The organism is Rhodococcus sp. 2H158 (assembly GCF_053764755.1).
Window position 1 is genome coordinate 304360 of record NZ_JBSNCE010000001.1, and the last position, 25302, is coordinate 329661.

The following is a 25302-nucleotide window of genomic DNA, read 5'->3' on the forward strand; positions in this document are numbered from 1 at the left end:
CATGACACCGGACGACAGGAGTGGCGCCGCGATCGCGTTGCAGAGAATCAGCGCCCCACCGGGCCCGGGACAACACGTACATCCGGACGTCGCAGGCTTCTGGGAGTCGCTTCGAAACGGATACCTGTCACTGCAACGATGTGGTGAATGCGGAAGCATCCGGTTCCCGCTCTCGACCAATTGCCCACAGTGCCTGAGTGGTGAGTACCGCTGGGAGCCCATCGACCCGCACGGCACGGTGAACGTTGCGATACGCATCCACGAGGCCGTGGCGAAGCTGCCGGCGAGTGGTGCCAGCCTTCCTGAACCTTGGCGCAGCATGGCGCCTTACCTCACCGGTGCAGTCGACATGAACGCGGGAGTCCGGCTACCCGGTCGAATCCTCTGCACCTGCAACCAAGCGTCGACGCCGGGCACTCCGGTGCGAGCGATATTGCTCGACACCACGGACGGGGCCACCGTCTACGGATTTGCGCACGGTTGTATCGAAAGCGACAAGGAGATTTGATGAGTGTCAGCGAGGTGTCGACTCCGGCATCACAGGGATTCTCGATCGGGATCGACGTAGGTGGGACGTTCACGGACCTCGCCTGCGGCGACGGTGAGTCGTTGTGGCGCGCCAAATCCCCGACGGACCCGCAGAATTTCGGTCGTGGAGTGCTGGGCGCGTGCCGACTCGTGGCCGAGCAGATCGGCATGGACCTGGGCAGCTTTCTGAACAAGGTCGAGCGGTTCGGGTTGGGAACCACGGCGGTGACCAATGCGCTCGTGGAGAAGCAGGGCGTCAAGGCCGGGCTTCTCACCACCGCCGGATTCGAGGACACCATCGCCATGGCACGGTCGCGCCGTGTCTCGAGCGATGGCTACCTGATCCCGCCGTGGAGCCCCATCGAACGTTCGGGCGTCGTCGGCATTCGGGAGCGCGTGGATCGCAACGGAAAGGTGCTGCAGCACGTCGATCTCGACGAGGTCCGTGCAGCCGTCGACGAGCTCATCGAAACGCACCGGATCGAAGCGCTCGCGGTGTCGTTCCTGTGGTCGTTCAAGAACTCGGACAACGAGGTCTCGGTGGTCGAGTTCCTGCGTGAGGAATTCCCCGACATCCCGGTCTTCAGCGGCGTCGAACTGCACCCGAGTATCCGTGAGTACGAGCGAACTCTGGTCGCTGCGGTCAACGCTGTCATGTGCAAGGCTCTCGACGGGATCGAGGCGCTCGCCCAGGAACTGGCCGACAGTGGTCTGCGTGTTCCGCTCCTTCTGTTGCAGACCAGTGGTGGGACCGTCACTCTCGCCGAGGCACGCCGTTCCCCCGTCATCCTGGTTGCCTCCGGACCTGCGGCCGGGGTCATGGCGGCGGCGGAAGTATGTGCCGACGAAGGCCTCACCGACGCCATCTGCGGCGATATGGGAGGAACGAGCTTCGACCTTGCCGTCATCGCAGGTTCACTCCCCCAGCGCTCCGAGCGCGGGGAGCTGCACGGGATGATTCTCGCTCAGCCCAGGATCGACACCTTGTCCATCGGCTCGGGTGGCGGGTCTATCGCCTGGGTCGACGGGCGCGGACTTCTGCGAGTCGGGCCACGCTCGGCGCGGGCATGGCCCGGACCCGCCTGTTACGGCAACGGTGGACAAGACGCCACAATCACCGATGCGCTGGTGGTGCTCGGCTACATCGACCCGAGCAGCTTCGTGGGTGGCACGATGACCCTCGACCGCGACGCTGCCCTGAAAGTCTGTGGAGCACTCGGCGAATCGCTCGGTCTGTCTGCAGAAGCGACAGCGTGGGGCATCCGTGAGATCGCGCTCGCGGAGATGACCAAGGCGACTCGTCTGCACGCCGGTGCAAGCGGTCTCGACCCGCGTACCCTCACGCTCATCTCCTACGGCGGCAGCGGGGGACTCTTCACCGCCAGCATCGCCGCGGCAACGAACATTCCGCAGGTGATCGTGCCTCCGGCGGCCTCGGTCCTCTCGGCATTCGGCGCTGCGTCCGCTGATGTGCGACGGCAACGGATCAAGTCGGCGGATGTGCTGCTCGACCGGGCGGATGCGGAGGAGATCGGCGCCGAGCTCGACAAACTCGGCAGTGCTGTCGCCAAGGATGTAGGTGACGACGGTGTCCCCGAGCAGGATTGTGTCGTGACCTACGACGTCGGAATTCGCTTCTTCCGGCAGACCTCCGAAGTATCGGTTCCGCTCGAAACTCCAGTGTTCGACCGGGACGCCATCCGCGCGGCATTCCTCGAGAAGTACGCCGCGCGTTACGGAGCGGGAGCAATCGGCAGGGATGCCCAACTGGAGGTGACGTTCCTGCGGGCCGTCGCTACCGGACGACTGCCCCGAGCGACATTCCCGGTGGACGGTACGAAGCGAACCGGTGGATCCGTGGAACCGACTTCCTACCGCACGGTGTTCCTCGACCGTGACGGCAGTGAGCAGGTTCCCTGCTACCGAACCCCGGACCTGATCCCCGGAGACCGCATCGACGGGCCGGCCCTTGCCGACGATGTCGACACCACAGTCTTCGTACCTCGCGGCGCCACTCTCGTTGTCGGTGAGCGACGCTCTCTTCGATTGGATGTGAATTCCGATGCAGCTTGACAACATTGCGGTCGAGGTCCTGCGCCACCAGCTCGAGGCGTTCTGCGGTGAGGGCGCCGCGACGATCAAACGCACGGCGGTGAGCCCACTCGTGGTCGAAGGGGGTGACTATTCGTGTACCCTGCTCGACGCCCGAGGACGGCTGGTGACCGGCGGTGGCCACATCGCGTACCACTTCTACGCAGCCACCAACGCCGTCGCTGGTGTGTTCACCGAACACGGCGACAATATCCAGGACGGGGATGTCTTCCTGGCCAACGACCCTCACCGTGGCGGCGGACTCCACGCCCAGGACGTATTCATCATGAAGCCGGTGTTCGCAGAAGAGCGACTGGTTGCCTGGATGGCGAACTCGTCGCACCTCGTAGACGTCGGCGGCATGGTTCCCGGCTCGTTCGCGCCGAACGCCACCGATTGCTTCCAGGAAGCCATTCGGCTTCCCGCGGTCAAGGTCACCGCAGCGGGCGTGGAACAACGAGACACCTGGAACATCCTTCTCAACAATGTCCGCATGCCCCATCTCGTGGAGATGGACATCCGGGGACTGATGGCCGGCGTCGATGTGGGAGCCGCGAAGGTGAAGGAGTTGGCCGAGCGTATCGGCGCCGACGCCCTCCAGAACGGCTTCGACGAGCTCAACCGCCGTACCGAAGAGGCCGTACGACGGGAGATCGCGCTCATCGAAGACGGCGTCTACCGGTCGACCAGTTGGACGGAGTGGAACGAGGAGAAGTTCCGTATCCCCTGCACCACCACTGTCGACGGCGATTCCATCCGATTCGATTTCACCGGCACAGCGCCTCAGACCACACACTTCTTCAACTCGAAGGAGTACATCATCAAGGGCAAGATCGGCGTCGAACTCCAGCGCCTGATCGGACAGGAACTTCCGCTCAACCAGGGGTACTACGACGCGATCAGCGTCCACTGCCCCGTGGGCAGCATGCTCAACTGCACCCATCCGGCGCCGGTGGGGGCCGCGCACCTCGCGGCGTCGCATGACGCCAGTGAGGCGGCGATGCGTACCTTCCATCAGGCCGTCGCCGCATCACCGGACAGCCCGAGCCGACCGTATTTGTCCAGTTCGCAGACGATGTCGGCGAATGCCGTCGTCACGTTCTCCGGCAAGGGACTCACGGGCACCACCGATTCGTGGATCATGATCGACGGCACTGCCGTCGGGTCGCCGGCGGGCAACGACCGGGACGGTACCGACTTCAATTTCTATCTGGTGGGTAAGCAGGCTGCCATCCAGACCAACGATGTCGAGGTCACCGAGTCCTGGTATCCGCTGCGGTTCGAGTACCGGCGTCGCTCCTGTGATGCATCCGGCGCCGGCCGATACCGCGGCGGCCGGGGCGTGGATTTCGCATTCACTGTCGACGGTTCTCCGGACCTGACCGGGGCCAGCATCGGTGGGCACGGACTGATCCCCATGCCGGGCAGTGCCGGTGGGTCGCCCGGCCGCCCCGCATCGATCGAACTGATCGATCCGGAGTCCGGCGCCACCCCCATCGGGACGCTCACGCAGGGATTCCACTTGCCGGAAGGACACAGCTACGCCGTCAAGGCCGCCGGCGGCGGTGGTTGGGGAGATCCCCTGGACCGTGACGTTTCCGCTGTCCTGGCAGATGTCGAGGCCGGACTGATCACCGCACGACAAGCAAGCGACGTCTACGGCGTCGATGTCTCGGACGGCACCACCACCCACCGTGCCGAGATCCTCCGACAGCGCCTGGCCGCAGCCCTCCCTCCCGTGACCGCGCCGTCCCAACGATGTGTCGACGGGCTCGAGGCGTATCCGGCCCTGCCGATCGCGCCGGGCGTCGAGCAGCGTGGCGGTTTCGCTGTCAGCGTTCGGTCGGGTGCGATCCTCGCCCAGGCTCCGACGCACTGGAGCGATGGATGTCCGGTCCTGGTGGAGACGGTGAACGAAGGCGTCGAGACACGGAAGTACCTCGATCCCGAGACCGGGCACATCCTCCACACTGAGGTCGCGACGACCGAGGAGCCGAGGAGCTTCGAATCCAGCCCGGCGCGCTGGCTCGAGTGGGCCGACGGACAGGAGAGCTGAGATGGACAAGAGGGTCATCGTCGTCGGTGGCGCCAGTGGGGTGGGCGCGGCATGCGTGCGCTCCCTGGCACAGGCCGGCGCGTCGGTGGTCTCACTCGACCGAGCGGAGGAGATGGGCCGTGAGGTAGCCGAGCGGGCCGGCCAGCGCTTCCTGTTCTGCGACGTCACCGACCGTGACCAGGTCTTCGACGTCGTCGACCGAGCAGCCACCGATATGGGGGGGCTCGATGCATTGGTGCACGTGGCGGGAATTCTGGTGCAGGGCCCGGCCGAGGACGTCACGGACGACGACTGGGCGCGCGCTATGGACGTCAACGGGCGTGGTCCGATGCTGACGAACCAGGCGGCCCTGCCGTATCTCAAGCAGGGGGAGCGGAGCAGTATCACGAATTTCGCCTCGTCGGCGGCCTTGACCGCCTATCCGAACGGTGCGGTCTACGCAGCGTCGAAGGGCGCGGTGACGGCATGGACCCGAACCATCGCGGTCGAGTGGGCCAAGTTCGGCGTCCGTGCGAACGTGGTTCACCCGTCCGCCTCGACGTCGATGCTCGAGCAGCATCTCAGCAAGATGACGGATGAAGAGAAGGCTGCGTACGCCGAGATGATGCGACAGAAGGTGCCGCTGGGTGGAGAGTTCGGAGACCCGGATCGCGACATCGCACCGGTCATCACGTTCCTGGTCGGCGACGGCGCACGGTTCATGACCGGACAGAACATCGCCGTGAACGGCGGTTATTACATCTGACGGTCGAGTCGGCAGAGGCAAGGGCGGTGGCACCCGGGTGCCACCGCCCTTGTTCGTTCGAGACCGCGTGCTCGATGGGCGGGTGTGGCGCGTGCTTGCATGGAAAAGGGACCTGACCCGGTCCGTAGAACAATGTCTCGGACCGGGGCAGGTCCCGATGTCGATCCGGCTCGTGCCGTTCGGCGATTCCGATCGTGCCCGTCGATCAGACGGGTACGATTTCGGCCATTTCGCTTGCAGAGTGCGTGGCCGCGAGGCTGCGCAGGGCTACCTCGGCGAAATGTTCGCTTTCGTCTCCCAGGAGCAGGCGGTCGACTTTGGCCCGTCGCCAGTACAGGTGTGCGTCATGTTCCCACGTGAATCCGACAGCGCCGAGCACATGGATGAGGGTCTCGCATGCAGTCTGGAATGTGCCGGCGGAGTATGCCTTCGCCGCCGACGCCGCGATCGGGAGTTGGTCCGGCGCGTTGTCGGCTGCCCAGGCAGCCCACCACACCAGGGAGCGCAGCTGATCGACGGCGACCCAATCATCCACCAGCCGATGCTTGACCGCCTGGAATCCGCCGATCTCCCGGCCGAAAGCCTTGCGCGCCTTGGCATGCTCGATGCCGAGTTCGACGACGCGTTCGGCGCCGCCGAGACTCTCGGCGGCGAGAACGACGCAGGCCACCTGCTTGGCTCTTTCCCAACGGCTGCGGGCGCCCTGGTGGACGGTCTCGAACGACGTCAGTTCGACGTAGCCGAGTCCACGAGTGGCGTCGATGTGCTCACCGGGGGTCACTCGTCCTTCTCCCAGGACGAGATCTTCTCCGTGGAGGGCGAGGAAATGGGTGGCTCCGATGACATCCATGGAGGGAGCCTGACGGCTGGGGGAGCCGTCGAGAACTGCGACGGACATGGTGCCCTCGCTGATGGCGCGCAGACGTTCGGTGTCCCCTTCGAGGAGGACAGCGGCCCGTGCGGCGGAGGCGAGAGACGGGCCGGCCAGTTGACGGCCTGCCTGCTCGGCAACTAACGCCAGATCGAGCAGGTCCGCACCGATGCCTCCGGCCTCTTCGGGGATCGTCAGTGACGAAAATCCCAATTCGGCCAGCAACTTCCGGCCGGGTGCGATCTCGCAGCTCCCGTCGAGAAGTGCCCGTGCGCGCTCCGGTCCGGCGTGCTCGGTGAAGAACTCGCGCGAGTGTTCGGCGAAGCTTCGCTGTTCTTCGCTGATATCGAAATCCATCGTTCGTTACCTACTCTCGGCTTGCTTGCTCGGTGTGGCGGGACTGCGGTCCGGTGCGAGTCCCAGTACGCGTTCACCGAGAATGTTTCGGAGAATCTCGTCGGCGCCGCCGGCAAGGGCGATCCCCGGGGTGGAGGCCTGAGACGTAGCCCAGCGCCAGTCGCCTTCACTCGAGCGTGCCAGCACGGCTTCGTCGCCGAGCAACCGCTGGCCGAGATCGGCGGTCGCATGGGCTACACGGACGGCGGTCAGCTTCCCGGCGCTGGCTTCGGGCCCCGGCCGACCACCCTTTTCCAGGCTCGTCTGGAGTCGGTAGCCGGTGTAGCGTGCAGCCAGGGACTCCACCAGCACCCTGCCCAGTGACTGGACGGCCAGAACGCGGCGATCCTCGTCGAGGTGGGGGAGTCGTTCCGCCGCGTGTGCCACGAGGGCATCGCTCCGGATTCCGATCTCGCCGCCGCCTCCGCCCACGGCCATCCGCTCGTTCATCAGGGTGGTGAGCGCGACGCGCCATCCGTCGTCGACGTCGCCGAGGCGTTCGGAGTCGTCGATCACGACGTCGTCCAGGAACACCTCGTTGAAGCTCTGGTGGCCGTTCATCTGTCGTAGCGGCCGGACGGTGACCCCGGGCGCGTGCATGTCGAGGACGAACATGGTCAGCCCGCGATGTCTGGGCGCGTCCGGGTTGGTGCGGCAGAGCAGGATGCCGTAGCGGGAATGCTGGGCGAGGGTGGTCCATACCTTCTGTCCCTGGATGTGCCAGCCGTCGTCCTGGAGCACCGCTTTCGTTCGCAGTGCTGCCAGATCGCTACCGCTTCCTGGTTCGCTGAAGAGCTGGCACCACAGATCGTCGGCCCGCAGCAGCCGGCGAATATAGCGTTGCTTCTGGTCCTCGCTGCCGTGGCGCAAGACCGTGGGGCCACACATACCCAGCCCGACGTGTCCGATCGGGCCGGCGATCCGCGCGCGATGCAACTCCTCGTTGACCACGGCCTGCTGCGCGTTCGTGCCGCCTCCGCCGCCGTATTCCGACGGCCATGTCAGACCGATGAGGCCGCCGTCGAACAGGACGGCCTGCGTTCGCCGAAGCGCCTCGACTCTGTCTGTGCCGGGCTCCTCGAGGTATGCGCCGTCACCGTGGGCGAGTTCGTGGTCGTGTTCGGTGAGGAATGTGCGTACCGAAACGCGTAAGCGGGCTTGGTCGGGGGTGTCGTCGAAGTCCATGAATTGTCTCTCTGATGCGTAGCGCAGCCGACGAGAGCGGCTCACGCGCGGTACGGCAATCATGACCCGAGGGGTGGGTGTCGGGCCTCGCCGGGATGTGCAGGGGAATGAATTCGGTTGACTGTAAACAGTCATAGCGCACTCGGGCGGCGAAGTGAAGAACAATCTTTGTTGGTTGACAAATTAAAACTTTCCGTCATGCTGAGTGCATGAGCAGCGGACGGTCGGCGTCGACCGAGCAGGAGGTGATCTCGTGAAGAAGTACGGCCACTGGATCGGCGGTGCCGAACGCATCCCCGAGGGCGGCGAACGGATCTTGTCGACATCACCGTGGACGGGTTCGACCGTCGCCGAGATCACGGCCGGGGACCGGACCGACGTGGAGGCGGCCGTCGAGTCGGCAGCGGCCGCATTCGATGCCTGGAAGTCCCTCAAGTCGAGTGTGCGCGGACGGTTGATGGTCGCCGTCGCCGACGGTCTGCGCGCCGAGCGAGACCTGCTTGCCCAACTCGAAGGCGAGGAGGCCGGCAAGCCGGCTGCGCAAGCGCTACGTGAGATCGAGGCAGCTGCCAGCTATTTCGATTTCTATGCCGGACTGGCCAACATCCCCTCGGGCGAAGTGATCGACCTCGGCCCGGACAGGCACGGATACTCCACCTACGAGCCCTACGGCGTCATCGGCGTCATCACCCCGTGGAATGCGCCGCTCAATCAGGCCGCCCGGGCAGTGGCGCCCGCTCTGTTGGCCGGTAATGTGGCGGTGGTCAAACCCTCGGAGTTCACCTCTGCGACCACACTCGAGCTCGCGCGTATCGCAACGACGGTAGGTCTTCCGGACGGCGTGCTCAACGTCGTGACGGGTACCGGCCAGGGAGCCGGACAACCACTGGTCGAGCATCGTGACGTGCGCAAGGTGGCCTTCACGGGTTCACTGCGGGCGGGTCGCGAGATCGGGCGTATCGCCGCGGACCGCGTACTGCCTCTGACCCTCGAACTGGGTGGCAAGTCCGCCAACATCGTCTTCGCCGACGCGAACCTGCCGGAAGCCGCAGCAGGCGCGGTGCGTGCCTTCACCGCGAACGCCGGCCAGATCTGCAGTGCGGGGACCCGACTGCTGGTAGCCGAGGAAATCCACGACGAATTCGTCACGCTGCTGCTCGAGGAAGTGAAAAAGGTACAGCCGGGGAAGTCCTACGGCCACATGACCACGCAGGACCAGTTCGAGAAGGTGCAGTCGTACTTCGAGGTCGCCCGCAAGGACGGTGCGACCCTGGCGACCGGTGGCTCTCCGGCGGGTGACGGGTGGCTCGTCGAGCCGACCGTCTACACCGACGTAACGAACACCATGACGATTGCGCGCGAGGAAGTCTTCGGACCGGTACTCGCGGTTCTTCGGTTCGGTTCGGAGGACGAAGCCGTTGCGATCGCGAACGATTCCGACTTCGGACTCGCCGCGGGTGTCTGGACCGGTGATGTCGGGCGGGCCCACCGCGTTGCATCTCGCCTCGAAGCCGGCCAAGTCTATGTCAACGACTGGATGGCGGGTTTGGTCGAGGGTCCGTTCGGCGGCGTCAAGAACAGCGGATACGGAAGAGAGAAGGGTATGGAGGCATTGCGCCACTACACGCAGACCAGGTTCGTGGTGGTGAAGCTGTGAGCACACAGTTCCATCCCCTCGAGGCGGACTATCTCGCCCTGCAGAAGCGCGCCCGCGCCCTCGCCGACGACGCTCTCCCGCACGCCGACCGCGCCGACGAGAGTGACTCGGTCGATCCCGAGATTCTCCGGCTTCTGAAGGAGAGCGGCCTCGCGGCCGTACAAGTGCCGGCTGCATACGGGGGACATTTCGACAACCCCGACTCACTCGCCGTGACGATCGTGCGTGAACAGCTCGCCGCGTCCTCGAGTCACCTGGATTCGCTCTTCGCGATGCAAGGTATCGGAAGTTATGCGATCTCCGTGGGCGGCTCCGACGAGATGAAGGAACGTTGGCTCCCTCGCGTTGCCGACATGGACGCCATCGCCGCCCTGGCACTGACCGAACCCGAGGTGGGATCGGACCTCAAGGCACTGAGCACCACGATCACGGCCGACGGCGACATCCTCGTCGTCAACGGCGCCAAGAGCTTCATCACCAACGCGGGCGACGCAAGCTACTACTGTGTCCTCGGCAAAGAGGATGTGGCAGGCGGGGGAGCGGGATACTCCCTCGTGCTGGTACCTGCGGATACCCCGGGCGTCACTACGAGCCGACCCCATCAGATCATCGCTCCTCACGTGTTGGGCGACATCGTGTTCGACAACGTCCGCGTGCCGATCTCACATCGGCTCGGCGCTCCCGGCAAGGGTTTCGCCCTCGTGCTCGCCACGCTCGCCACCTTCCGTGTGTCGGTAGCCGGTGCAGCCATCGGTACGGCTCAGGCAGCGCTCGACGACGCGCTCGGCCACACCACCACCCGGGAGCAGTTCGGTACACCGCTGGCACGTCTCGGTCCGGTACCGCAGATGCTGGCGATGTCGTGGACCGAGATCGAGATGGCGCGCACGTTCACCTATCAGGTGGCCCGCGCCGCAGCTTCCGACCCGACCGGCAGTCTCCACCTGTCGTCGATGGCCAAGATCGGTGCGACGGAAGTCGCCGGCCGTGCCGTCGATCGCAGTGTCCAGGTCATGGGTCGATTCGGTCTGGTCCGCGGTTCCCGGATCGAGCGTCTCTACCGGGCGGCACGTCCGATGCGTGTCTACGAAGGTGCAACAGAGGTTCTGCTCGATTCACTGTCGAAGAAGCTCATCAAGGAGTACTCCCAGTGATCATCGATGCTCATTGCCACGTATGGCCTGACGAGATCGCCCGCAAGGTGCTCGCTGACCGTCCTGTCGGCCTGGATCCGGTCCACGACGGCACGCTGGACGGGTTGCGCCGCACGATGGATGCCGCCGGTATCGACCTGGCGATGACCCTCGCCGTTGCCAATGTCGGCAAGAACGTCTGGCGCACAAACGAGTTCATCGGCAAGGTAGACCGCTCACGCTTCATCCCGTTCGGTACGGTCCATCCCGACCTGTCCGTCGACGAAAACCTCCGAGCACTGTGGGACAACGGCGTCGTCGGGGTCAAACTGCATCCGCTCTTCCAATCGGTCGCCTTCGCCGACGTCCGCACACGTGAAATTCTCACCGCCCTGGCGGAGAACGACATCCCGGTCATCGCGCACGTGGGTTCCGGTGGGGACGCACACCAGAACGAACGCGGCGCACCGAAGCACTTTCACGCCATGCTGACCGAGGTCGAAGGTCTGCGTCTCGTCGCCGCCCATTACGGCGGGTACCAGGTCCTCGACGAAGCCGAGCAATGGTCGGTCGGAACGGACGTCCACCTCGAGACATCGTGGCCGCCGAGCATGGGGACGCTACCCCAGGAACGAATCCGGAGCCTCATCCGACGCCACGGTGCCGACCGCGTCGTCTACGGATCGGACTGGCCGATGACCGACCCCGCAACGGAGATCGCCGCCATCAAGGCACTCGGCCTCACCGCGGAGGAAGAGCGCGGAATCCTGGGCGGGAATCTTGCGCGACTTCTGCGGATCGAGCCGGCGACAACCGGATAGAGCCACCGGTTCGTCATCTCGCGCTCCCTGAATCGAGATCACTTCGTCGACCGAATTTTCAACCGGGACAAGGTTCGAGCGGCATCTCCGTCCGCCTCGATCCCACCCACGACCTTCCTGGAGCCGACCGTGACTTCAACGGACACCGATGTCGAGCAACCGTTGCTCGTCTCCGACCACAATGGCGTGCGGACTATCACGCTCAATCGGCCTGCAGCACGCAATGCCGTCAACTTGGATATGTCCAACGCCATCGACGCGGCGTTGACCGAGTTCGACGACCGCCGCGATCTCACCGTTGCGGTGCTGGCAGCGAACGGTCCCACGTTCTGTGCCGGCATGGACCTCAAAGCATTCCTGCGCGGCGAACGACCGCTCACCCCCCGCCGTGGGTTCGCCGGTATCGCGCAGGAGCCCCCGCGAAAGCCCATCATCGCAGCGGTCGACGGCCCTGCTGTCGCGGGAGGTTTCGAGATCGTCCTCGCGTGCGACATGATCGTTGCCGCGGAGAACGCCTTCTTCGCGCTGCCCGAGGTGAAGCGTGGTCTTGTCGCCGCCGGCGGTGGATTGCTGCGTCTTCCGGGGCGTCTGCCCTACCACGTGGCGATGGAGCTGTCGCTCACCGGAAAGCAGATCTCCGCGCGGGACGCGGAGCGTCTCGGGCTGGTCAACAAGGTGGTCGCGCCGGGTACGGCGGTCGCCGCCGCACTCGAACTCGCCGCCGAGATCGCCGTCTGTGGCCCCCTGGCCGTCGCAGCGACGAAGCAGATTCTGCAGGACAGCCCCGGCTGGCCGGCAGAGGAGGCTTTCGAGCGGCAGGCGGAGCTGACCGCCCCGGTGCGATCGTCGGCGGACGCGAAGGAAGGCGCGCTCGCCTTCACAGAGAAGCGCGCACCGGTATGGACCGGTTCGTGAACTGCGGTCGCGAATTCGAACGGGAGAGGTACACGATATGGATTTGAATCTGGCCGGCCGCGGAGTCATCGTCACCGGTGCGAGCAAGGGCCTGGGACGAGCTGCCGCACGGGCGCTGGCCGCCGAAGGTGCGAACGTTCTGGCGGTGGCGAGGACGGAAGCCAGCCTCCGCGAGCTGGCAGCGGAGGACTTCGCCGGCACCATCCACCCGCATGTGTGCGATATGCGCGATCGGGAGCAGGTCGGCGCGCTCGCTGCGGTCGCCGTGGAGACCCTCGGAAGCCTCGACGCCGTGGTGAACAACGCGGGTGTCGCCCTTGCCGCAGACTTCCTCGAGATGGACATGTCGCTGTTCGACGAGACCATGGAGGTCAACGTCGCCTCGATCGCCGTACTCTCGCAGGCTGCCGCCCGGCATTTCGTCGAGGCGGGCAAGGGCGGGCGCATCATCAACGTCGTGTCCACCTCGGGCATCCTCGGTAAGGCGACGCTGGCCGCGTATTCCGCGTCCAAAGGTGCGGCGATCCAGCTGACCAAGGCGCTCGCGGCAGAGTGGGCCCGACACGACATCCAGGTCAATGCCATTGCCCCCGGGGCGTTTTCCACCGAGGCGCAGTCGTATGTCACCGGCAACCCGGAGATTCTCGCCAAGCGCGTGCGGAAGATTCCGGCGAGGCGGATGGCCGAGCCGGACGAGATCGGCCCTCTGGTCTGCTACCTCTCGTCGTCGGCGTCGAAATTCGTCTCCGGGGCCGTATATGTCATCGACGGAGGCGAGACGGCCAAGCAGTAACGCTGCGTACCGGGACACGGACAGCCTGCGCAACCGGCTTCCGGTGAGTGTTGTCGTCCTCAAATACTTGTTAGTTGACACGCAATGAAATTAGGAGCAAGAAGATGAGAGATGCGGTCATCGTCGATGCCGTCCGCACACCGATCGGCAAGCGGAACGGAGCTCTGGCAGACATCCATCCCGCCGTCATCTCCGCCACCGTGCTGCAGGCCCTGGCCGCCCGCACCGGCCTCGACCCCGCCTCGGTGGACGACGTGATCTGGGGGTGCGTGAGCCAGGTATCCGAGCAGGCCAGCAACATCGGCAGAAACGCCGTCCTGGCGGCCGGTTGGCCGGAGTCCGTTCCCGCTACATCGGTGACCCGCGCATGCGGGTCGAGCCAGCAGGCCGTCAGTTTCGCGGCGGCCGGTGTTATCGCAGGGCACTACGACTTCGTCGTGGCCGGCGGCGTGGAGTCGATGACGCGGGTTCCGATTGGGAGCGCAGCCCAGGGCGGCCAGCCCGCACCCGATGTCCTGCTCGAGCGCTACGGTGTCGAGGGGTTCAACCAGGGTATCGGTGCCGAAATGATCGCTGAGCGGTGGGGGATGTCCCGAACCGCACTCGACGAGTACTCCCTGCGGTCGCACCAGCTGGCTGCCGAGGCCATCGATGCCGGCGCGTTCGACTCGCAACTGGTGTCGATCGGCGGCTTGGAATCCGACGAAGGCGTTCGTCGGGGTGGCACCCTGGAAAAGCTCGCCACCCTCCCCACCCCGTTCAAGAGCGACGGGGTCGTGTCGGCAGGAAATGCCTCGCAGATCTCGGACGGTTCCGGCGCACTGCTGCTGACTTCCTCCGAAGTCGCCCGAGAACACGGATTCAAGCCCCTGGCCCGGATCCACACTGCTGTCGTGGCAGGTGACGATCCCGTGATCATGCTGACGGCCCCGATCCGCGCCACCGAACTGGCGTTGAAGAAGTCCGGACTCTCGATCGACGAGATCGGCGCCTTCGAGGTCAACGAGGCGTTTGCATCCGTCCCGCTGGCTTGGCTGGCCGAGACCGGCGCAAAGGAAGACCGTATGAACCCCCTCGGCGGCGCCATCGCCGTCGGCCACCCGCTCGGTGGATCCGGGGCGATTCTCATGACTCGACTGGTCCATCACATGCGCGACAACGGAATTCGATACGGACTGCAGACCATGTGTGAAGCAGGCGGTCTCGCCAACGCGACGATTCTCGAACTGCTCTGACACCCCACTGAAGACTGAACAGGAGAACAGCATGCAGGTGAAAGGATCCGTCATCGCGGTGACGGGCGGAGCATCCGGACTGGGTCTGGCCACGGCCCAGCGACTGGTCGACGCAGGTGCCAGGGTCGCCCTGGTGGACCTTCCCGGCTCGAACGGCGACACGGCGGCAAAGGAACTCGGCGAGAGCGCGATCTTCACGCCGGGCGACGTCACGGACGAGAAGTCCTTCGGGGACGCTCTGGACGCTGCCGAACAGATGGGACCTCTCAAGGGCCTCGTTCACTGCGCAGGCTCCGGTCGCAGGCTCCGTCTGCTCGACAAGGAAGGTAACCCGGGTTCGCTCGCGGACTTCGAGTTCGTCATCAAGCTCAACCTGGTCGGCAGCTTCAACGCGCTGCGACTCGGCGCCGCCCGCATGGCCAAGCACGAGCCGATCGGCGGGGAACGTGGCGCGATCGTCATGACCGCCTCCGTGGCCGCATTCGAGGGTCAGATCGGACAGATTCCGTATACGGCGTCGAAGGCGGGAATCGTGGGTATGACGCTCACTGCCGCACGTGATCTGGCAAGCAAGGGGATTCGCGTCTGCTCGATCGCACCCGGCATCATGGACACGCCTCTGCTCGGCCGCCTGCGCGAGGATGTTCGGCAGAGCCTCGCAGTCAGCGTTCCGAATCCGCAGCGACTCGGTACGCCCGATGAGTTCGCCCAGCTCGCGACGCAGATCCTGGAGAACGCCTATCTCAACGGCGAGACGATCCGGCTCGACGGCGCGCTCCGCATGGCGCCTCGTTAGACCGGCCGATGGCTGACCTGGAGTACACGGTTCAAGACGGTGTGGGGACGATCCTGTTGAATCGTCCCCACGCCAAGAACGCATTCACGCTCGAGATGATCGAGGCCTGGGCGAACGCGCTCAGATCCGCGCGCACCGACCCTCGGGTACGGGTTGTAGTCGTCACCGGCAGCGGCGACGCATTCTGCTCCGGTATCGATCTGTCGGTGCTCGAGGCTGTCGGTGACGAACCCTTCGCACTGAAGTCCATGCTCACCGAGGGCATCCACGAAGTGGCGCGAGCCGTGGACGAGCTGTCCAAGCCGCTGATCGCCGCTGTCAACGGCGCAGCGGTAGGCGCCGGGATGGATATGGCGCTCATGTGCGACATCCGTCTGCTGGCCCAATCGGCTCGGATGTCGGAGGCGTATATCCGCGTCGGCCTGGTTCCGGGAGACGGAGGATGCTATTACCTTCCGCGCCTGGTCGGCATGTCCAAAGCCCTGGAGTTGCTCTGGACGGGGGACTTCGTGGACGCAGACGAGGCGCTGCGGATCGGTTTGGCCACCAGAGTTCTTCCGGACAGCGACTTCGACGACAACTACCGCGCTTTCGTGCATAGGCTCGCTGCGCAACCACCGATCAACGTCGCGATGATCAAGCGGGCCGCCCAGCAGTCGGTCCATTCCGACCTGCGAACCGCGCTCGACTTGATCTCCTCCCACCTGGCCGTGGTGCACGGCACCAGGGATTCCGTTGAAGCGCGCGCCGCACTCAGCGAGCGGCGCGCGCCGTCATTCGAAGGCAGGTAAACCCGATGGACTCAGCGGAACCGGTCGTCCTCGCGTCGGCTCGCGGCGTCACGACCATCACGTTGAACCGGCCCGAGCGCAAGAACGCGATCGACACGTCGATGTGGCGCACGCTCACCGAGATATTGCAGGGTATTCGCAACGACTCCGACACCCGGGTCGTGGTCCTGCAGGGAGCAGGCGGCGCCTTCTGTGCGGGTGCCGATGTCGCCAAGAGCAGACACGAGGAGCACCCGATCCCACGGCTGCGCCGCATCGGCGACGTCGCGCTGGCGCTGTTCGAACTGCCCATGCCCGTGATCGCCAAGGTGGACGGGGTTGCGGCCGGTGCCGGGTGCAACATGGCGCTGGCGTGCGACTTCGTTGTCGCATCGAGTCGCGCCCGGTTCAGTGAGATCTTCGTGCGCCGAGGCCTGTCCGTCGACTTCGGCGGTTCCTGGCTGCTTCCGAAGATCGTCGGTATGCAGCAGGCGAAACAGCTGGCGCTGCTCGCCGAGGTGATCGACGCGGCTGAGGCACACCGCATTGGGATGGTGGGCTGGGTACGGCCTCCCGATGAGCTGGACGACTTCGTCGACGACCTCGCCGAGCGGCTGTCCGCACTGCCCCCGATCGCGGTGGCGCAGACCAAGGCTCTGATCAACGAGGGCGTCGGTATCGACCTTCCCGCCGCAATTCGCAACGAGGCCGCTGCACAGGCGGTCAACTTCGCTACCGAGGACGCGCCCGCGGCGTTCCGGGCGTTCTTGGACAAGTCTGATCCCCCTCCGTACACGGGCCGTTGGGCCGTACGTTGACCGGGCGTAGTCCCACTATGGAAGGGCTTCGATGGAGTTTCTGAATCTGTCACCCGTGAGGCTGCCGGATCGGCTGGTGGAGCTGCGGCACCGAGTACGGGCATTCCTGCGCGAGGAGATCTCGGAGGGGCGTATCACCCCGCACTGCGATCAGTGGCTGGCAGGTTGGGACCCGGACTTCAGTCGCCGGCTCGCCGAGCGTGGTTGGATCGGGATGGCCTTCCCCGCGGAGTACGGGGGCTCGGCCGAAGGTGCGTTGGCGCGTTTCGTGGTCACCGAGGAACTACTTGCCGCCGGCGCTCCCGTGGCCGCGCACTGGATCGCGGACCGGCAGTCCGGACAATCGCTGCTCGAGTTCGGAACCGAGGAGCAACGGAAGACCTTCCTGCCTCGAATCGCCAGCGGGGAATGCTATTTCGCCATCGGCATGAGCGAGCCGGACACCGGATCCGACCTCGCCTCGGTCCGTACCCGAGGAGTCAGGGTGGACGGTGGCTGGAAGGTCACCGGCACCAAGATCTGGACCAGCGGTGCGCACCATGCTCACGCGATGATCGCGTTGATTCGAACCGAGCCTCTCGGCGAGTCCCGGCACGCGGGCCTGACCCAGGTCATCATCGAACTCCCGGACCCGGCTATCGAGGTCCGCCCGATCAAGTTGCTGACCGGCGAGCATCATTTCAACGAAGTCGTCTTCCACGACACTTTCGTGCCGGACTCGCGGGTGCTGGGTGCGCCGGGCGCCGGGTGGAAACAAGTCACCGGCGAACTTGCCTTCGAGCGGAGTGGGCCGGAGAGAATCTTGTCGACCTTCCCACTGCTTGTGGAGGCACTTCGTGAAATGAACCGAAGCCGTATCGATATCGATCGGGTCCGCTTGGGCGAACTCGTGTCGCGCTTGTGGGCTCTCCGACAGATGTCCCTCGCTGTAGCCGGCCGGCTCGACGACGGAGCAGACCCTGCGACTGCTGCGGCGATCGTCAAGGATCTCGGTACGCGCTTCGAGGGGGATCTCATCGACAGCATCCGGCTGATGGTCGGTGTCGAACCGGACCTGGACTCGCTGCAGCGATTACCTCGGATGATCGCCGAAGCGGTCCTGCACAGCCCCGGATTCACTCTTCGCGGGGGCACAAACGAAATACTGCGCGGAGTCGTGGCGAAGGCGGTGAAGGTGGCATGAGCGAAATTGCCGAGGCTCTCGCCGAAGCGGTGTCCGATGCGTGTGAGCGCTATCCGTCCCCGACAGGACTTGCCGACGGTACGGAGTGGAACGCGCAGCTGTGGTCCGCGCTCGACCAGATCGGCATCACCCTTCTGTCCGTTCCCGAAGAGCAGGGTGGATCCGGCGGGGATGTCCACGCTGCAGCGACAGTGCTGCGGGTTCTCGGACAGCATTGGGCTTCAGTCCCTCTCGCCGAGACGGCATTGCAGGCAGCATGGCTGCTCGGCGCCTGTCACGCCCCGATCCCGGAAGGTCCGATGGCTGCGGCCGCCGCAGGGGCGCACTTCGCGCTCGTCCGGGAGTCGGACGGCTGGCTGGCCGACGGCGAGTTGATCCGTGTTCCGTGGGCTCGAATCGCCGATCACCTCGTGGTCCTGACCGCCTCCCACGTCGTGGTGTTCCGGCGTGATGAGCTCGAGGAGGATCCGGGAACCAATGTCGCGGGGGAACCACGCGATCGCGTGGTGGTCCGCCGGGTCTCGCTGCCATCGCACAGGGTCCACGTCATTCCGGAAGACTCCGGGATCGACGAGGGCCTGTTCGTCGCCCGCGGTGCGCTGGCGCGTATGGCGATGCTGGCCGGGGCAGCGCAACGGTCCCTCGAGATGTCACTCACCTACGCTTCCGAGCGAGAGCAGTTCGGTCGGTCGCTCGACAAGTTCCAATCCGTTCAGCACCAGATCGCGGAGATGGCCGGTGAAGTACTGCTGTGCAAGACGGTGGCCGAGTCGGCGGCGATGGCACTCGACGACGGTGAGGGGTGGCAACTCGCGATCTCTGCAGGAAAGGTGGCTGCTGCAGAAGCAGCGGGGAACGTCGCCAGGATCGCGCACCAGATCCACGGCGCGATCGGATTCACCGAGGAACACGATCTGCGACAGTGCACCACTCGGATCTGGAGCTGGCGCGACGAGTGTGGTGCTGCACGGAACTGGGCCGAGGAAGTCGGCGCGCTCACGGTCGCAGCCGGTGCAGACGGTGTGTGGTCGTTGCTGTCGGAAGGTGCGTAGAACGGGATAGACGACAGGCTTGATGCCGGCGCCCGCTCGTGAACGAAGAGAACCGCCGCTCGGATGATCCGGGCGGCGGTTCTCTTCGTTCGGTAGGGGCGCACTGCGTCGAGCCGTCGGGGCAGGTCAGCTCCGGTCTTTTCCTGTCATGCTCCAGTCCGAGAGAATCACGTGGGCGGCGACCGGACGGCTCGGCGGCCGTTGCGGGATATCCGTTGCGGTGCGGGAGAACCGGGGGGCGGGAGCGGGTTGCACGATGCCCCCCATGTTCTCGACGATGCCGCGGGCGACAACGTGTTCGTGGCGGGCGGCCTCATCGAAGGAAAGGACCGGTGTCACACACGCATCGACCGAACCGAAGACGTCTTCCCAGTGTCGCCGGGGTTCGGCGAGGAATGCTTCGGTCAACCGGGCACGAATCACAGGCCATCCGGCTCGGTCGTGCTGATCGGGCAGGTCTTCTTCTGTCAGACCAGTGCCCTCGAGCAGTCGTCGGTAGAACTGGGGCTCGACCGCACCGACCGCCATGTACCCGCCGTCCGCGCATTCGTAGGTGTCGTAGAAGGGCGCGCCGCCGTCGAGGAAGTTCTCGCCACGATGGATGCTCCACGCGCCCCCGCCGTACATCGACCACAGCATATGGGCGAGGTTGCTGGCACCGTCGATCATCGCGGCGTCGATGACCTGGCCGCTGCCGGATCGTTCCCGCTCCCACAGCGCAGCCAGGACACCGATCAGGAGGTACGTCGAGCCCCCGCCGTAATCACCGATGAGATTCAGCGGGGGTACCGGTCGTTGTCCGGCTCGACCCACGGCATTGAGGATGCCTGCGATCGAAAGGTAGTTGATGTCGTGCCCGGCCCGGTTCGCGAGCGGACCCTCCTGTCCCCAGCCGGTCATTCGCCCATAGACGAGACGAGGATTCACCGCATGGCATGCCTCGGGTCCGAGACCGAGGCGCTCGGCAACACCGGGCCGATACCCCTCGATGAGTACATCGGCATGTCTCACCAGCCCCAGTACGGTTGCTCGATCCGTGTCGGACTTGAGGTCGGCGGTAATGACACGCCGACCCCGCAACTGCTCGTTACGGCCTTGCGGCCCCAGCCCGAACGGGGCGTCCCGCCGTTCGACGCGGACCACATCGGCGCCGAGATCCGCGAGGATCATGCCGGCATGTGGTCCGGGCCCGATTGCGGCCAGTTCGATAACTTTAATATCTGCCAAAGGTCCTGGCATGGCGTACCTCTATCCACCTGTAGGTGTCGACCTCACAGGCTCGGGTGAGATTGAACATCGTTCGTCGGACGGAACTCAGACGCGCAGACGTTCGTCGTAAAGGTTGTTCTCTGCCTGCGGGGGTGCGGCGGCAAGGTCACGGACGACTTGGTCGATGAAGGCGGCAAGGACTGCGCCGGAGTCGATGTCGTCCGGGTCCAGCTTCCACAGGTATCCGACGCCGCGCAGCTGACCGACGATCATCGCAGCCTGCTCGTCAGGGTCTATTCCGGCTCGGATCGAACCGTCCCCCAAACCGCTCCTGATATAGGTGGCGACGCGAGTCCGCTGGTTCCTGTGGAAGGCGACGAAACGGTCCCGTAGTTCGGGAATCGGGCCCACCGCCTCGAAGATCAGCGCGTAGAGAGTGCTCAACGACCGAGGGCTCTTCTCGTACGAAGCCTTGATCTCGGTCAACATCACTCGTAACGCATCGAGTCCGGACAGATCCTGCAGTTCCGGCTCGACGGTCTCCACACTCCATCGCACGACGATCTCTTCGACGAGAGCTTCGAGTAGTTTCGCCTTGGAACCGAAACGGGCGGTGGCAAGACTGCGGCTGTACCCGGCGCGTTCACCGACCGTCGCAAGGGTCATGAGCTGATAGCCGCCCTCCGCGACGAGTTCCGCTGCGGCGCGAAGCAGAAGACGGGTAGAACGTTCGGAACGGACCTGGTGTCCGTTGAGCGTGTGCTGAGCTTCCATCTCTCATCCTCGTTCGTCGACCGAAAGGAGTCCGACCTTCGGATCGGATCCGGCTCAGCCGGCTTCACCGGGCGTGCCCCGAGATGCGCTTTTCATCGGAAGGGGGTGGGGGGCAGGAGTCGATCGGAGACCAGACGCTGCATGATCTCGGAGGTGCCCTCGAAGATCTTCGTCAGACGTGCATCGCGCCAGTAGCGCTCGATGGGGAAGTCGGTGGTGTATCCAGCGCCGCCGTGAATCTGCAGAGCCTCCGATGTCACTCGTTCGGACATCTCCGCCGCTGCGTATTTCACCATCGCGGCCCTCATATCCGATGCCTCACCTCGGTCGATGTCGGACGCGACCTCGTACATCAGAGCCCGGCACATCTCGATTTCCGTTGCCATCCTTGCAATCTTGAATCGGGTCGCCTGGAAGTCACCGATGGAGTGCCCGAACTGTTCTCGCTCTTGGACGTACTTGATCGAGTCCTCGAGTGCGCCCCGAGCCAGTCCGATCGAGCGGGCGGCAGTGTGGACGCGGGGCGTCAGCATGCCGGCAGCAACACGCTTGAATCCTTGATCGGGGCTTTTCGGGTCCTGCTCGTACCCCAGAAGGGCGTCATCGGGTACGAAGCAGTCGTTGAAGGACAGTTCGAACGTGTGCCATCCGTGGTAGCCGATCTTTCGGACGGGTGTCCCCGTGCAGCCCTCGGGGAACTCGCCCCGGTTCTTGTAGGCGATGAAGCGGCGAATGCCCTTGTGTCGATTCTGGGGGTCGTAGGGTTCGGTCCGCGCGACCACGATGATCCCGTCGGACTGGTCGGCAAATGTACACCACATCTTCTGTCCGTTGATCACCCAGCCGCCGTCGACCTTGTCGGCCCGCGTACGGATGGCCGCGATATCGGATCCCGCTCCAGGCTCACTCATAGCGAACGCACCAAGCCATTCGCCGCGTGCGGCGCGAGGCAGTATTTCGGCCCGCTGGGTCGGGTCCAGGGCGGAGGCGACACTGGAGCGCGTAATGATGCTGGCGACGCTCATCCACGCGCGTGCGAGTTCTTCGGTGATCAGTGCGTACTCGAAAACACCCAGGCCCAAGCCGCCGTGTTCTTCGGGGATCAGGACCCCGAAGAAGCCGAGTTCCGCCATCTTGGCGCGAAGGGCATCGGGGATGAGGCCGTGTTGCGGGTCGAGTTCGTTCGCTACCGGAAGGACTTCACGCATGGCGAAGTCGCGGGCCATCTCCTGAATGGCTTCTCGTTCCTCGGTTCGGTAGGCGAGTGGGATTCTGGGTCGCGGATCGGCCAGTGTACGGTTCACGAATAGCCCCAATCATAGTTGGTCGACTAGCAATTTAATGTAGGGTAGCTGCTGGTACCGACCCCAGCAAGTACCGACGTTGTCGCCGGGAGCGTAGGTCACTTACCCGGACGACCGATCTCGCGCGTCGGAATCCGAGACACAAGGGATCCCGCGCTGCAGCGGGGTGCGCCGCAGGGCAGCACGGGGCGGAGAGTCATGCCGTCGAAAATGTTTGTAGGTTGACAACCAAAGTTTCTTGGTCGACTATAGCTGTGACGCGCAACACGAACAGGCGGAATCCCGAACGACTCGGTCGTGACCAAGCGATTGCGTCACCTCGAATCTCATCGATCTGACCCGAGGACCATCACGTGCCTACACCACCCACGTTCGATATCCAGCGCATCATCGACAACGCGTCGTTGTCTTCTCTGCAGCGCAAAGCGATTGCGTCGGTCATGGCAGTGTCCTTCTTCGACGGATTCGATGCTCTGATCATGGCGATTACTGCGCCGGCCATCGCCGAGGAATGGGGGACGACCACCGCGAGCCTGACCCCCGCAATCGTCGCCTCGTTACTCGGAATGATCGTCGGCGCAGTGATCTTGGCTCCGCGAGCGGATCGTTACGGTCGACGGCCGGTGTTGATTGCCGGTGTCGTCATCTTCGGATCGATGACCCTCTGCGTCGTTGCCACACAGGACATCGGACAGATCATTCCGCTGCGTTTCCTCGCAGGGATCGGACTCGGCGCGGTCATTCCGAACAGTTACGCCTACGGTGCGGAGTTCGCCCCCAAACGGATCCGGGCCACGGTCGTCACGATTGTCGGCGCCAGCAGCGCCGCGGGAGGATTTCTCGGCGGGTTGTTGGCCAGCGCAATCATGCCCACCCTCGGATGGCGGTCTGTCTTCGTCGTCGGAGGCCTGTTTCCGCTTCTGCTGGTTCCGGCGCTCGTTCGGTGGCTCCCGGAGACCGTGCAGTTCTTGACGATCAAGGGACGGCACGACGAGGCACGATCGATCCTGCGAGCCGTGAACGCGCAGGCCGTGGCTCCTTCCGGTGTACCGCTGACTGTGCAGAACGACGGCGGGGGAAACAAGCCATCGATCAAGCTGCTGTTCGCTCGGCGCCATGCCCCGGTTACATTGGTGCTCTGCGTAGTGTTCTTCAGCGCAGTACTTCTGATTCTCTTCCTGATGTCGTGGATACCGTCGGTCCTCACCGATGCCGGCTTCTCGACCCAGCAGGCCGTCCTCGCCTCCGCGATCTGCAACCTCGGGGCGATGATCGGTGGAGTTGCCATTGGTACTCGAGTGGACCGAAGCGCGAATCCCTACAGGCTCTTGAGTGCGGCCTTCCTGGTTGCCGCACTCGCAACTGTCGTGACGGCTGTGTCGCTGGGCTCCCTGGCCGTCCTGTCGATCTCCCTGTTCGTAGTCGGCGCCTGTGCGATCGGCACTCAGATGTCCGTCAATGCAGTCGCCACCGACGTCTATCCGAGCTGGCTGCGAGCCACAGGCCTCGGCTTCCTTTCCGGAGTCGGGCGGGTCGGGTCGGTGGTCGGCCCTACCATCGGTGGAGCGCTTCTGGCGGCGCACGTGCCGGCCAAGACCATCTTCCTGCTGGCTGTCATACCCGCGACGGTTGCCGCTGTCGGGATGATCGTCGTAGGGGTCCTGGTAGCGAACCGCGGCCAGGATCGAGCAATGGAGGAGCCGGACTTGGCAGAGGCTCACGACGGCTCGCGCCGGTGAGTTTCACCGTCCACGATGACGAGGGCTCGCCAGGCAGTATCTCGGCACGAGTACCGATTCAAGGCCGGACAGGAATACCGGGCGAACAGTCCTGGACAGCAGCCGCAAGAATGTAGTTTCCGGATCGAAGCATCTGGACACCGAGTCTCGACGTCTTCTCGAGTTCGCCGCTGTGTGGACCCCGCGCCGAGGAGCCTCCGAGGAGGACATACTCGCGCACTTCGGCCTCACGACCGACGGATTCGCGGAGCGGTTGCGTCGGATCATGCCCGGAATCAACTACCGGACCGGGGGTATCGGGGCCCATGCGGCGACCTCCCCTCCGGAATAGAGGCGCTTCCACACGGTGCCGATACACCAAGGACGCCGGAAGACATGCGGTGCAGAAGCCGTCACCCCCACCCCACGTGACCAGCGAGCATCCGCAGGGCGGGGGACGGGGCCGGATGCGCTCGGGCCCGTCCGAGCAGTGATGCAGTGCGCGGGCGGTGGAACCCGCCGAGGGGGCAGACTCGTGTTGGCTGGTCAACTATAATCGTCATGTGGCAACTTCACGTGAGCCGAACGGCCATCAGATTCGTTCCGAGCGTTCGACGCGCCTTCTTCTCAAGGCGGCGGGCGATCTCGTAATCGAGGGTGGTTACCAGGTGATGACTCTGGCGACGATCGGTGAACGGGCCGGATACAGCCGGAGCCTCGCGACAGCGAGATTCGGCTCCAAGGGCAAACTCCTCGAAGCACTCGTCGACGAGATCGTCGAGCACTGGTCTGTTCAGGTTGCGGCGGTGCAGCCGGAGGATGACGGCCGGACGGGTCTCGAAATTCTGCAGGCCTTCATCTCCAGGATCCGCGATTCCTATGAGAGCGATGCTTGGTCGCTGGCGGTGATGTACGCCCTGTCCTTCGAAGCGCTCAGGCCGGTTCCGGACCTGCGTCCCAGGATGGTGGACTTCCACCGCGACCTGCAGTCACAGGTAATGTCGATCCTCCAGAAGGGAATGGAGGACGGTTCGATCAACCCGGAACTGGACCCGGAACAGCATGCAGCAGGGATCGTGGCTCAACTTCGTGGAGTCGGCTATCTCTGGATGCTCGATCCTGAGGGAATCGACCCTGTCTCCGTACTCACTGCGTATATGGAGCAGTGCACACAGTATCTCTCCAAGAGTCCCGTCCCGGAAGGACTGTGAAGGCCTCCACCGAGTAGGCGCGGACGAGTAGGCGCGAGGTC

General features: G+C 64.8%; 22 protein-coding genes. 17 read left to right on the forward strand and 5 right to left on the reverse strand.

Annotation, left to right across the window (positions count from 1 at the left end):
• Position 1 precedes the first annotated feature (1 nt).
• From ACWPOB_RS01415 to ACWPOB_RS01430, 4 genes are read left to right on the forward strand one after another with little or no spacing between them, the layout of a single operon-like run.
• Positions 2-508, forward strand: a complete 507-nt coding sequence (locus ACWPOB_RS01415; protein WP_100055287.1) for a zinc ribbon domain-containing protein — start codon at positions 2-4, stop codon at positions 506-508.
• A complete protein-coding gene (locus ACWPOB_RS01420; protein ID WP_100055288.1) occupies positions 508-2601 on the forward strand; it encodes a hydantoinase/oxoprolinase family protein in 2094 nt (697 codons plus the stop codon). The genes ACWPOB_RS01415 and ACWPOB_RS01420 overlap by 1 nt, the downstream gene beginning before the upstream one ends.
• Positions 2591-4675, forward strand: a complete 2085-nt coding sequence (locus ACWPOB_RS01425) for a hydantoinase B/oxoprolinase family protein (RefSeq protein ID WP_455399662.1) — start codon at positions 2591-2593, stop codon at positions 4673-4675. Before ACWPOB_RS01420 ends, ACWPOB_RS01425 begins: the two co-directional genes overlap by 11 nt.
• 1 nt (position 4676) lies before the next feature.
• A complete protein-coding gene (locus tag ACWPOB_RS01430) occupies positions 4677-5420 on the forward strand; it encodes an SDR family NAD(P)-dependent oxidoreductase (RefSeq protein ID WP_455399663.1) in 744 nt (247 codons plus the stop codon).
• A 205-nt stretch (positions 5421-5625) separates the two neighbouring features.
• Here ACWPOB_RS01430 and ACWPOB_RS01435 read toward each other — a convergent pair whose 3' ends face one another.
• A complete protein-coding gene (locus tag ACWPOB_RS01435) occupies positions 5626-6648 on the reverse strand; it encodes an acyl-CoA dehydrogenase family protein (RefSeq protein ID WP_455399664.1) in 1023 nt (340 codons plus the stop codon).
• Positions 6649-6654: 6 nt separating this feature from the next.
• Positions 6655-7872 (reverse strand): acyl-CoA dehydrogenase family protein, encoded by a 1218-nt coding sequence (locus tag ACWPOB_RS01440; RefSeq protein WP_100055292.1) that lies wholly within the window; start codon positions 7870-7872, stop codon positions 6655-6657.
• Between the two features lie 253 nt (positions 7873-8125).
• Between ACWPOB_RS01440 and ACWPOB_RS01445 the strand changes: the two genes are divergently transcribed.
• From ACWPOB_RS01445 to ACWPOB_RS01495, 11 genes are all read left to right on the forward strand, one after another.
• Positions 8126-9529, forward strand: a complete 1404-nt coding sequence (locus ACWPOB_RS01445; RefSeq protein ID WP_455399665.1) for an aldehyde dehydrogenase family protein — start codon at positions 8126-8128, stop codon at positions 9527-9529.
• Positions 9526-10683, forward strand: a complete 1158-nt coding sequence (locus ACWPOB_RS01450) for an acyl-CoA dehydrogenase family protein (protein WP_455399666.1) — start codon at positions 9526-9528, stop codon at positions 10681-10683. The genes ACWPOB_RS01445 and ACWPOB_RS01450 overlap by 4 nt, the downstream gene beginning before the upstream one ends.
• Positions 10680-11483, forward strand: coding sequence for an amidohydrolase family protein (locus ACWPOB_RS01455; protein ID WP_455399667.1), 804 nt, complete (start codon positions 10680-10682; stop codon positions 11481-11483). Before ACWPOB_RS01450 ends, ACWPOB_RS01455 begins: the two co-directional genes overlap by 4 nt.
• A gap of 162 nt (positions 11484-11645) precedes the next feature.
• The gene (locus tag ACWPOB_RS01460) at positions 11646-12398 is read left to right on the forward strand and encodes a crotonase/enoyl-CoA hydratase family protein (protein WP_455399668.1); all 753 of its coding nucleotides are present in this window, start codon (positions 11646-11648) and stop codon (positions 12396-12398) included.
• Between the two features lie 37 nt (positions 12399-12435).
• Entirely contained in the window at positions 12436-13191 is a 756-nt protein-coding gene (locus ACWPOB_RS01465) for an SDR family NAD(P)-dependent oxidoreductase (RefSeq protein ID WP_455399669.1), read from the forward strand.
• Between the two features lie 104 nt (positions 13192-13295).
• Positions 13296-14426 carry a thiolase family protein gene (locus ACWPOB_RS01470; protein ID WP_455399670.1) on the forward strand — a complete coding sequence of 377 codons (1131 nt, stop codon included), beginning with the start codon at positions 13296-13298 and terminating at the stop codon, positions 14424-14426.
• A 31-nt stretch (positions 14427-14457) separates the two neighbouring features.
• Positions 14458-15222: an SDR family NAD(P)-dependent oxidoreductase gene (locus tag ACWPOB_RS01475; protein ID WP_455399710.1), complete on the forward strand. Its 765-nt coding sequence runs from the start codon at positions 14458-14460 to the stop codon at positions 15220-15222.
• Between the two features lie 8 nt (positions 15223-15230).
• Positions 15231-16013, forward strand: a complete 783-nt coding sequence (locus ACWPOB_RS01480) for an enoyl-CoA hydratase/isomerase family protein (protein WP_100055298.1) — start codon at positions 15231-15233, stop codon at positions 16011-16013.
• Positions 16014-16018: 5 nt separating this feature from the next.
• On the forward strand, positions 16019-16810 hold the full coding sequence (locus ACWPOB_RS01485; RefSeq protein WP_100055299.1) for an enoyl-CoA hydratase/isomerase family protein: 792 nt from the start codon (positions 16019-16021) through the stop codon (positions 16808-16810).
• 31 nt (positions 16811-16841) lie between these two features.
• On the forward strand, positions 16842-17993 hold the full coding sequence (locus tag ACWPOB_RS01490; RefSeq protein WP_100055300.1) for an acyl-CoA dehydrogenase family protein: 1152 nt from the start codon (positions 16842-16844) through the stop codon (positions 17991-17993).
• Positions 17990-19045 (forward strand): acyl-CoA dehydrogenase family protein, encoded by a 1056-nt coding sequence (locus ACWPOB_RS01495; protein ID WP_455399671.1) that lies wholly within the window; start codon positions 17990-17992, stop codon positions 19043-19045. The genes ACWPOB_RS01490 and ACWPOB_RS01495 overlap by 4 nt, the downstream gene beginning before the upstream one ends.
• 126 nt (positions 19046-19171) lie before the next feature.
• Here the strand turns inward: ACWPOB_RS01495 and ACWPOB_RS01500 are convergent, their stop codons facing one another.
• From ACWPOB_RS01500 to ACWPOB_RS01510, 3 genes are all read right to left on the reverse strand, one after another.
• Positions 19172-20284 carry a CaiB/BaiF CoA transferase family protein gene (locus tag ACWPOB_RS01500; RefSeq protein ID WP_100055302.1) on the reverse strand — a complete coding sequence of 371 codons (1113 nt, stop codon included), beginning with the start codon at positions 20282-20284 and terminating at the stop codon, positions 19172-19174.
• 75 nt (positions 20285-20359) lie between these two features.
• Positions 20360-21028, reverse strand: a complete 669-nt coding sequence (locus tag ACWPOB_RS01505) for a TetR/AcrR family transcriptional regulator (RefSeq protein WP_100055303.1) — start codon at positions 21026-21028, stop codon at positions 20360-20362.
• A 92-nt stretch (positions 21029-21120) separates the two neighbouring features.
• Positions 21121-22332, reverse strand: a complete 1212-nt coding sequence (locus ACWPOB_RS01510; RefSeq protein ID WP_455399672.1) for an acyl-CoA dehydrogenase family protein — start codon at positions 22330-22332, stop codon at positions 21121-21123.
• Positions 22333-22685: 353 nt separating this feature from the next.
• On the opposite strand from ACWPOB_RS01510, the gene ACWPOB_RS01515 reads away from it, so the two are divergent.
• Positions 22686-24071 (forward strand): MFS transporter, encoded by a 1386-nt coding sequence (locus ACWPOB_RS01515; RefSeq protein ID WP_455399673.1) that lies wholly within the window; start codon positions 22686-22688, stop codon positions 24069-24071.
• Positions 24072-24613: 542 nt separating this feature from the next.
• Positions 24614-25261, forward strand: a complete 648-nt coding sequence (locus ACWPOB_RS01520; protein ID WP_455399674.1) for a TetR/AcrR family transcriptional regulator — start codon at positions 24614-24616, stop codon at positions 25259-25261.
• The last annotated feature ends 41 nt before the right edge of the window (positions 25262-25302 follow it).

Bases quoted from the DNA above. Each gene is read 5' to 3' on its own strand.
- ACWPOB_RS01465 (WP_455399669.1), top strand. From the start codon at position 12,436: ATGGATTTGAATCTGGCCGGCCGCGGAGTCATCGTCACCGGTGCGAGC.
- ACWPOB_RS01415 (WP_100055287.1), top strand. From the start codon at position 2: ATGACACCGGACGACAGGAGTGGCGCCGCGATCGCGTTGCAGAGAATC.
- ACWPOB_RS01420 (WP_100055288.1), top strand. From the start codon at position 508: ATGAGTGTCAGCGAGGTGTCGACTCCGGCATCACAGGGATTCTCGATC.
- ACWPOB_RS01495 (WP_455399671.1), top strand. From the start codon at position 17,990: ATGAGCGAAATTGCCGAGGCTCTCGCCGAAGCGGTGTCCGATGCGTGT.
- ACWPOB_RS01485 (WP_100055299.1), top strand. From the start codon at position 16,019: ATGGACTCAGCGGAACCGGTCGTCCTCGCGTCGGCTCGCGGCGTCACG.
- ACWPOB_RS01490 (WP_100055300.1), top strand. From the start codon at position 16,842: ATGGAGTTTCTGAATCTGTCACCCGTGAGGCTGCCGGATCGGCTGGTG.
- ACWPOB_RS01435 (WP_455399664.1), bottom strand. From the start codon at position 6,648: ATGGATTTCGATATCAGCGAAGAACAGCGAAGCTTCGCCGAACACTCG.
- ACWPOB_RS01430 (WP_455399663.1), top strand. From the start codon at position 4,677: ATGGACAAGAGGGTCATCGTCGTCGGTGGCGCCAGTGGGGTGGGCGCG.
- ACWPOB_RS01480 (WP_100055298.1), top strand. From the start codon at position 15,231: ATGGCTGACCTGGAGTACACGGTTCAAGACGGTGTGGGGACGATCCTG.
- ACWPOB_RS01425 (WP_455399662.1), top strand. From the start codon at position 2,591: ATGCAGCTTGACAACATTGCGGTCGAGGTCCTGCGCCACCAGCTCGAG.
- ACWPOB_RS01470 (WP_455399670.1), top strand. From the start codon at position 13,296: ATGAGAGATGCGGTCATCGTCGATGCCGTCCGCACACCGATCGGCAAG.
- ACWPOB_RS01505 (WP_100055303.1), bottom strand. From the start codon at position 21,028: ATGGAAGCTCAGCACACGCTCAACGGACACCAGGTCCGTTCCGAACGT.
- ACWPOB_RS01500 (WP_100055302.1), bottom strand. From the start codon at position 20,284: ATGCCAGGACCTTTGGCAGATATTAAAGTTATCGAACTGGCCGCAATC.
- ACWPOB_RS01440 (WP_100055292.1), bottom strand. From the start codon at position 7,872: ATGGACTTCGACGACACCCCCGACCAAGCCCGCTTACGCGTTTCGGTA.
- ACWPOB_RS01475 (WP_455399710.1), top strand. From the start codon at position 14,458: ATGCAGGTGAAAGGATCCGTCATCGCGGTGACGGGCGGAGCATCCGGA.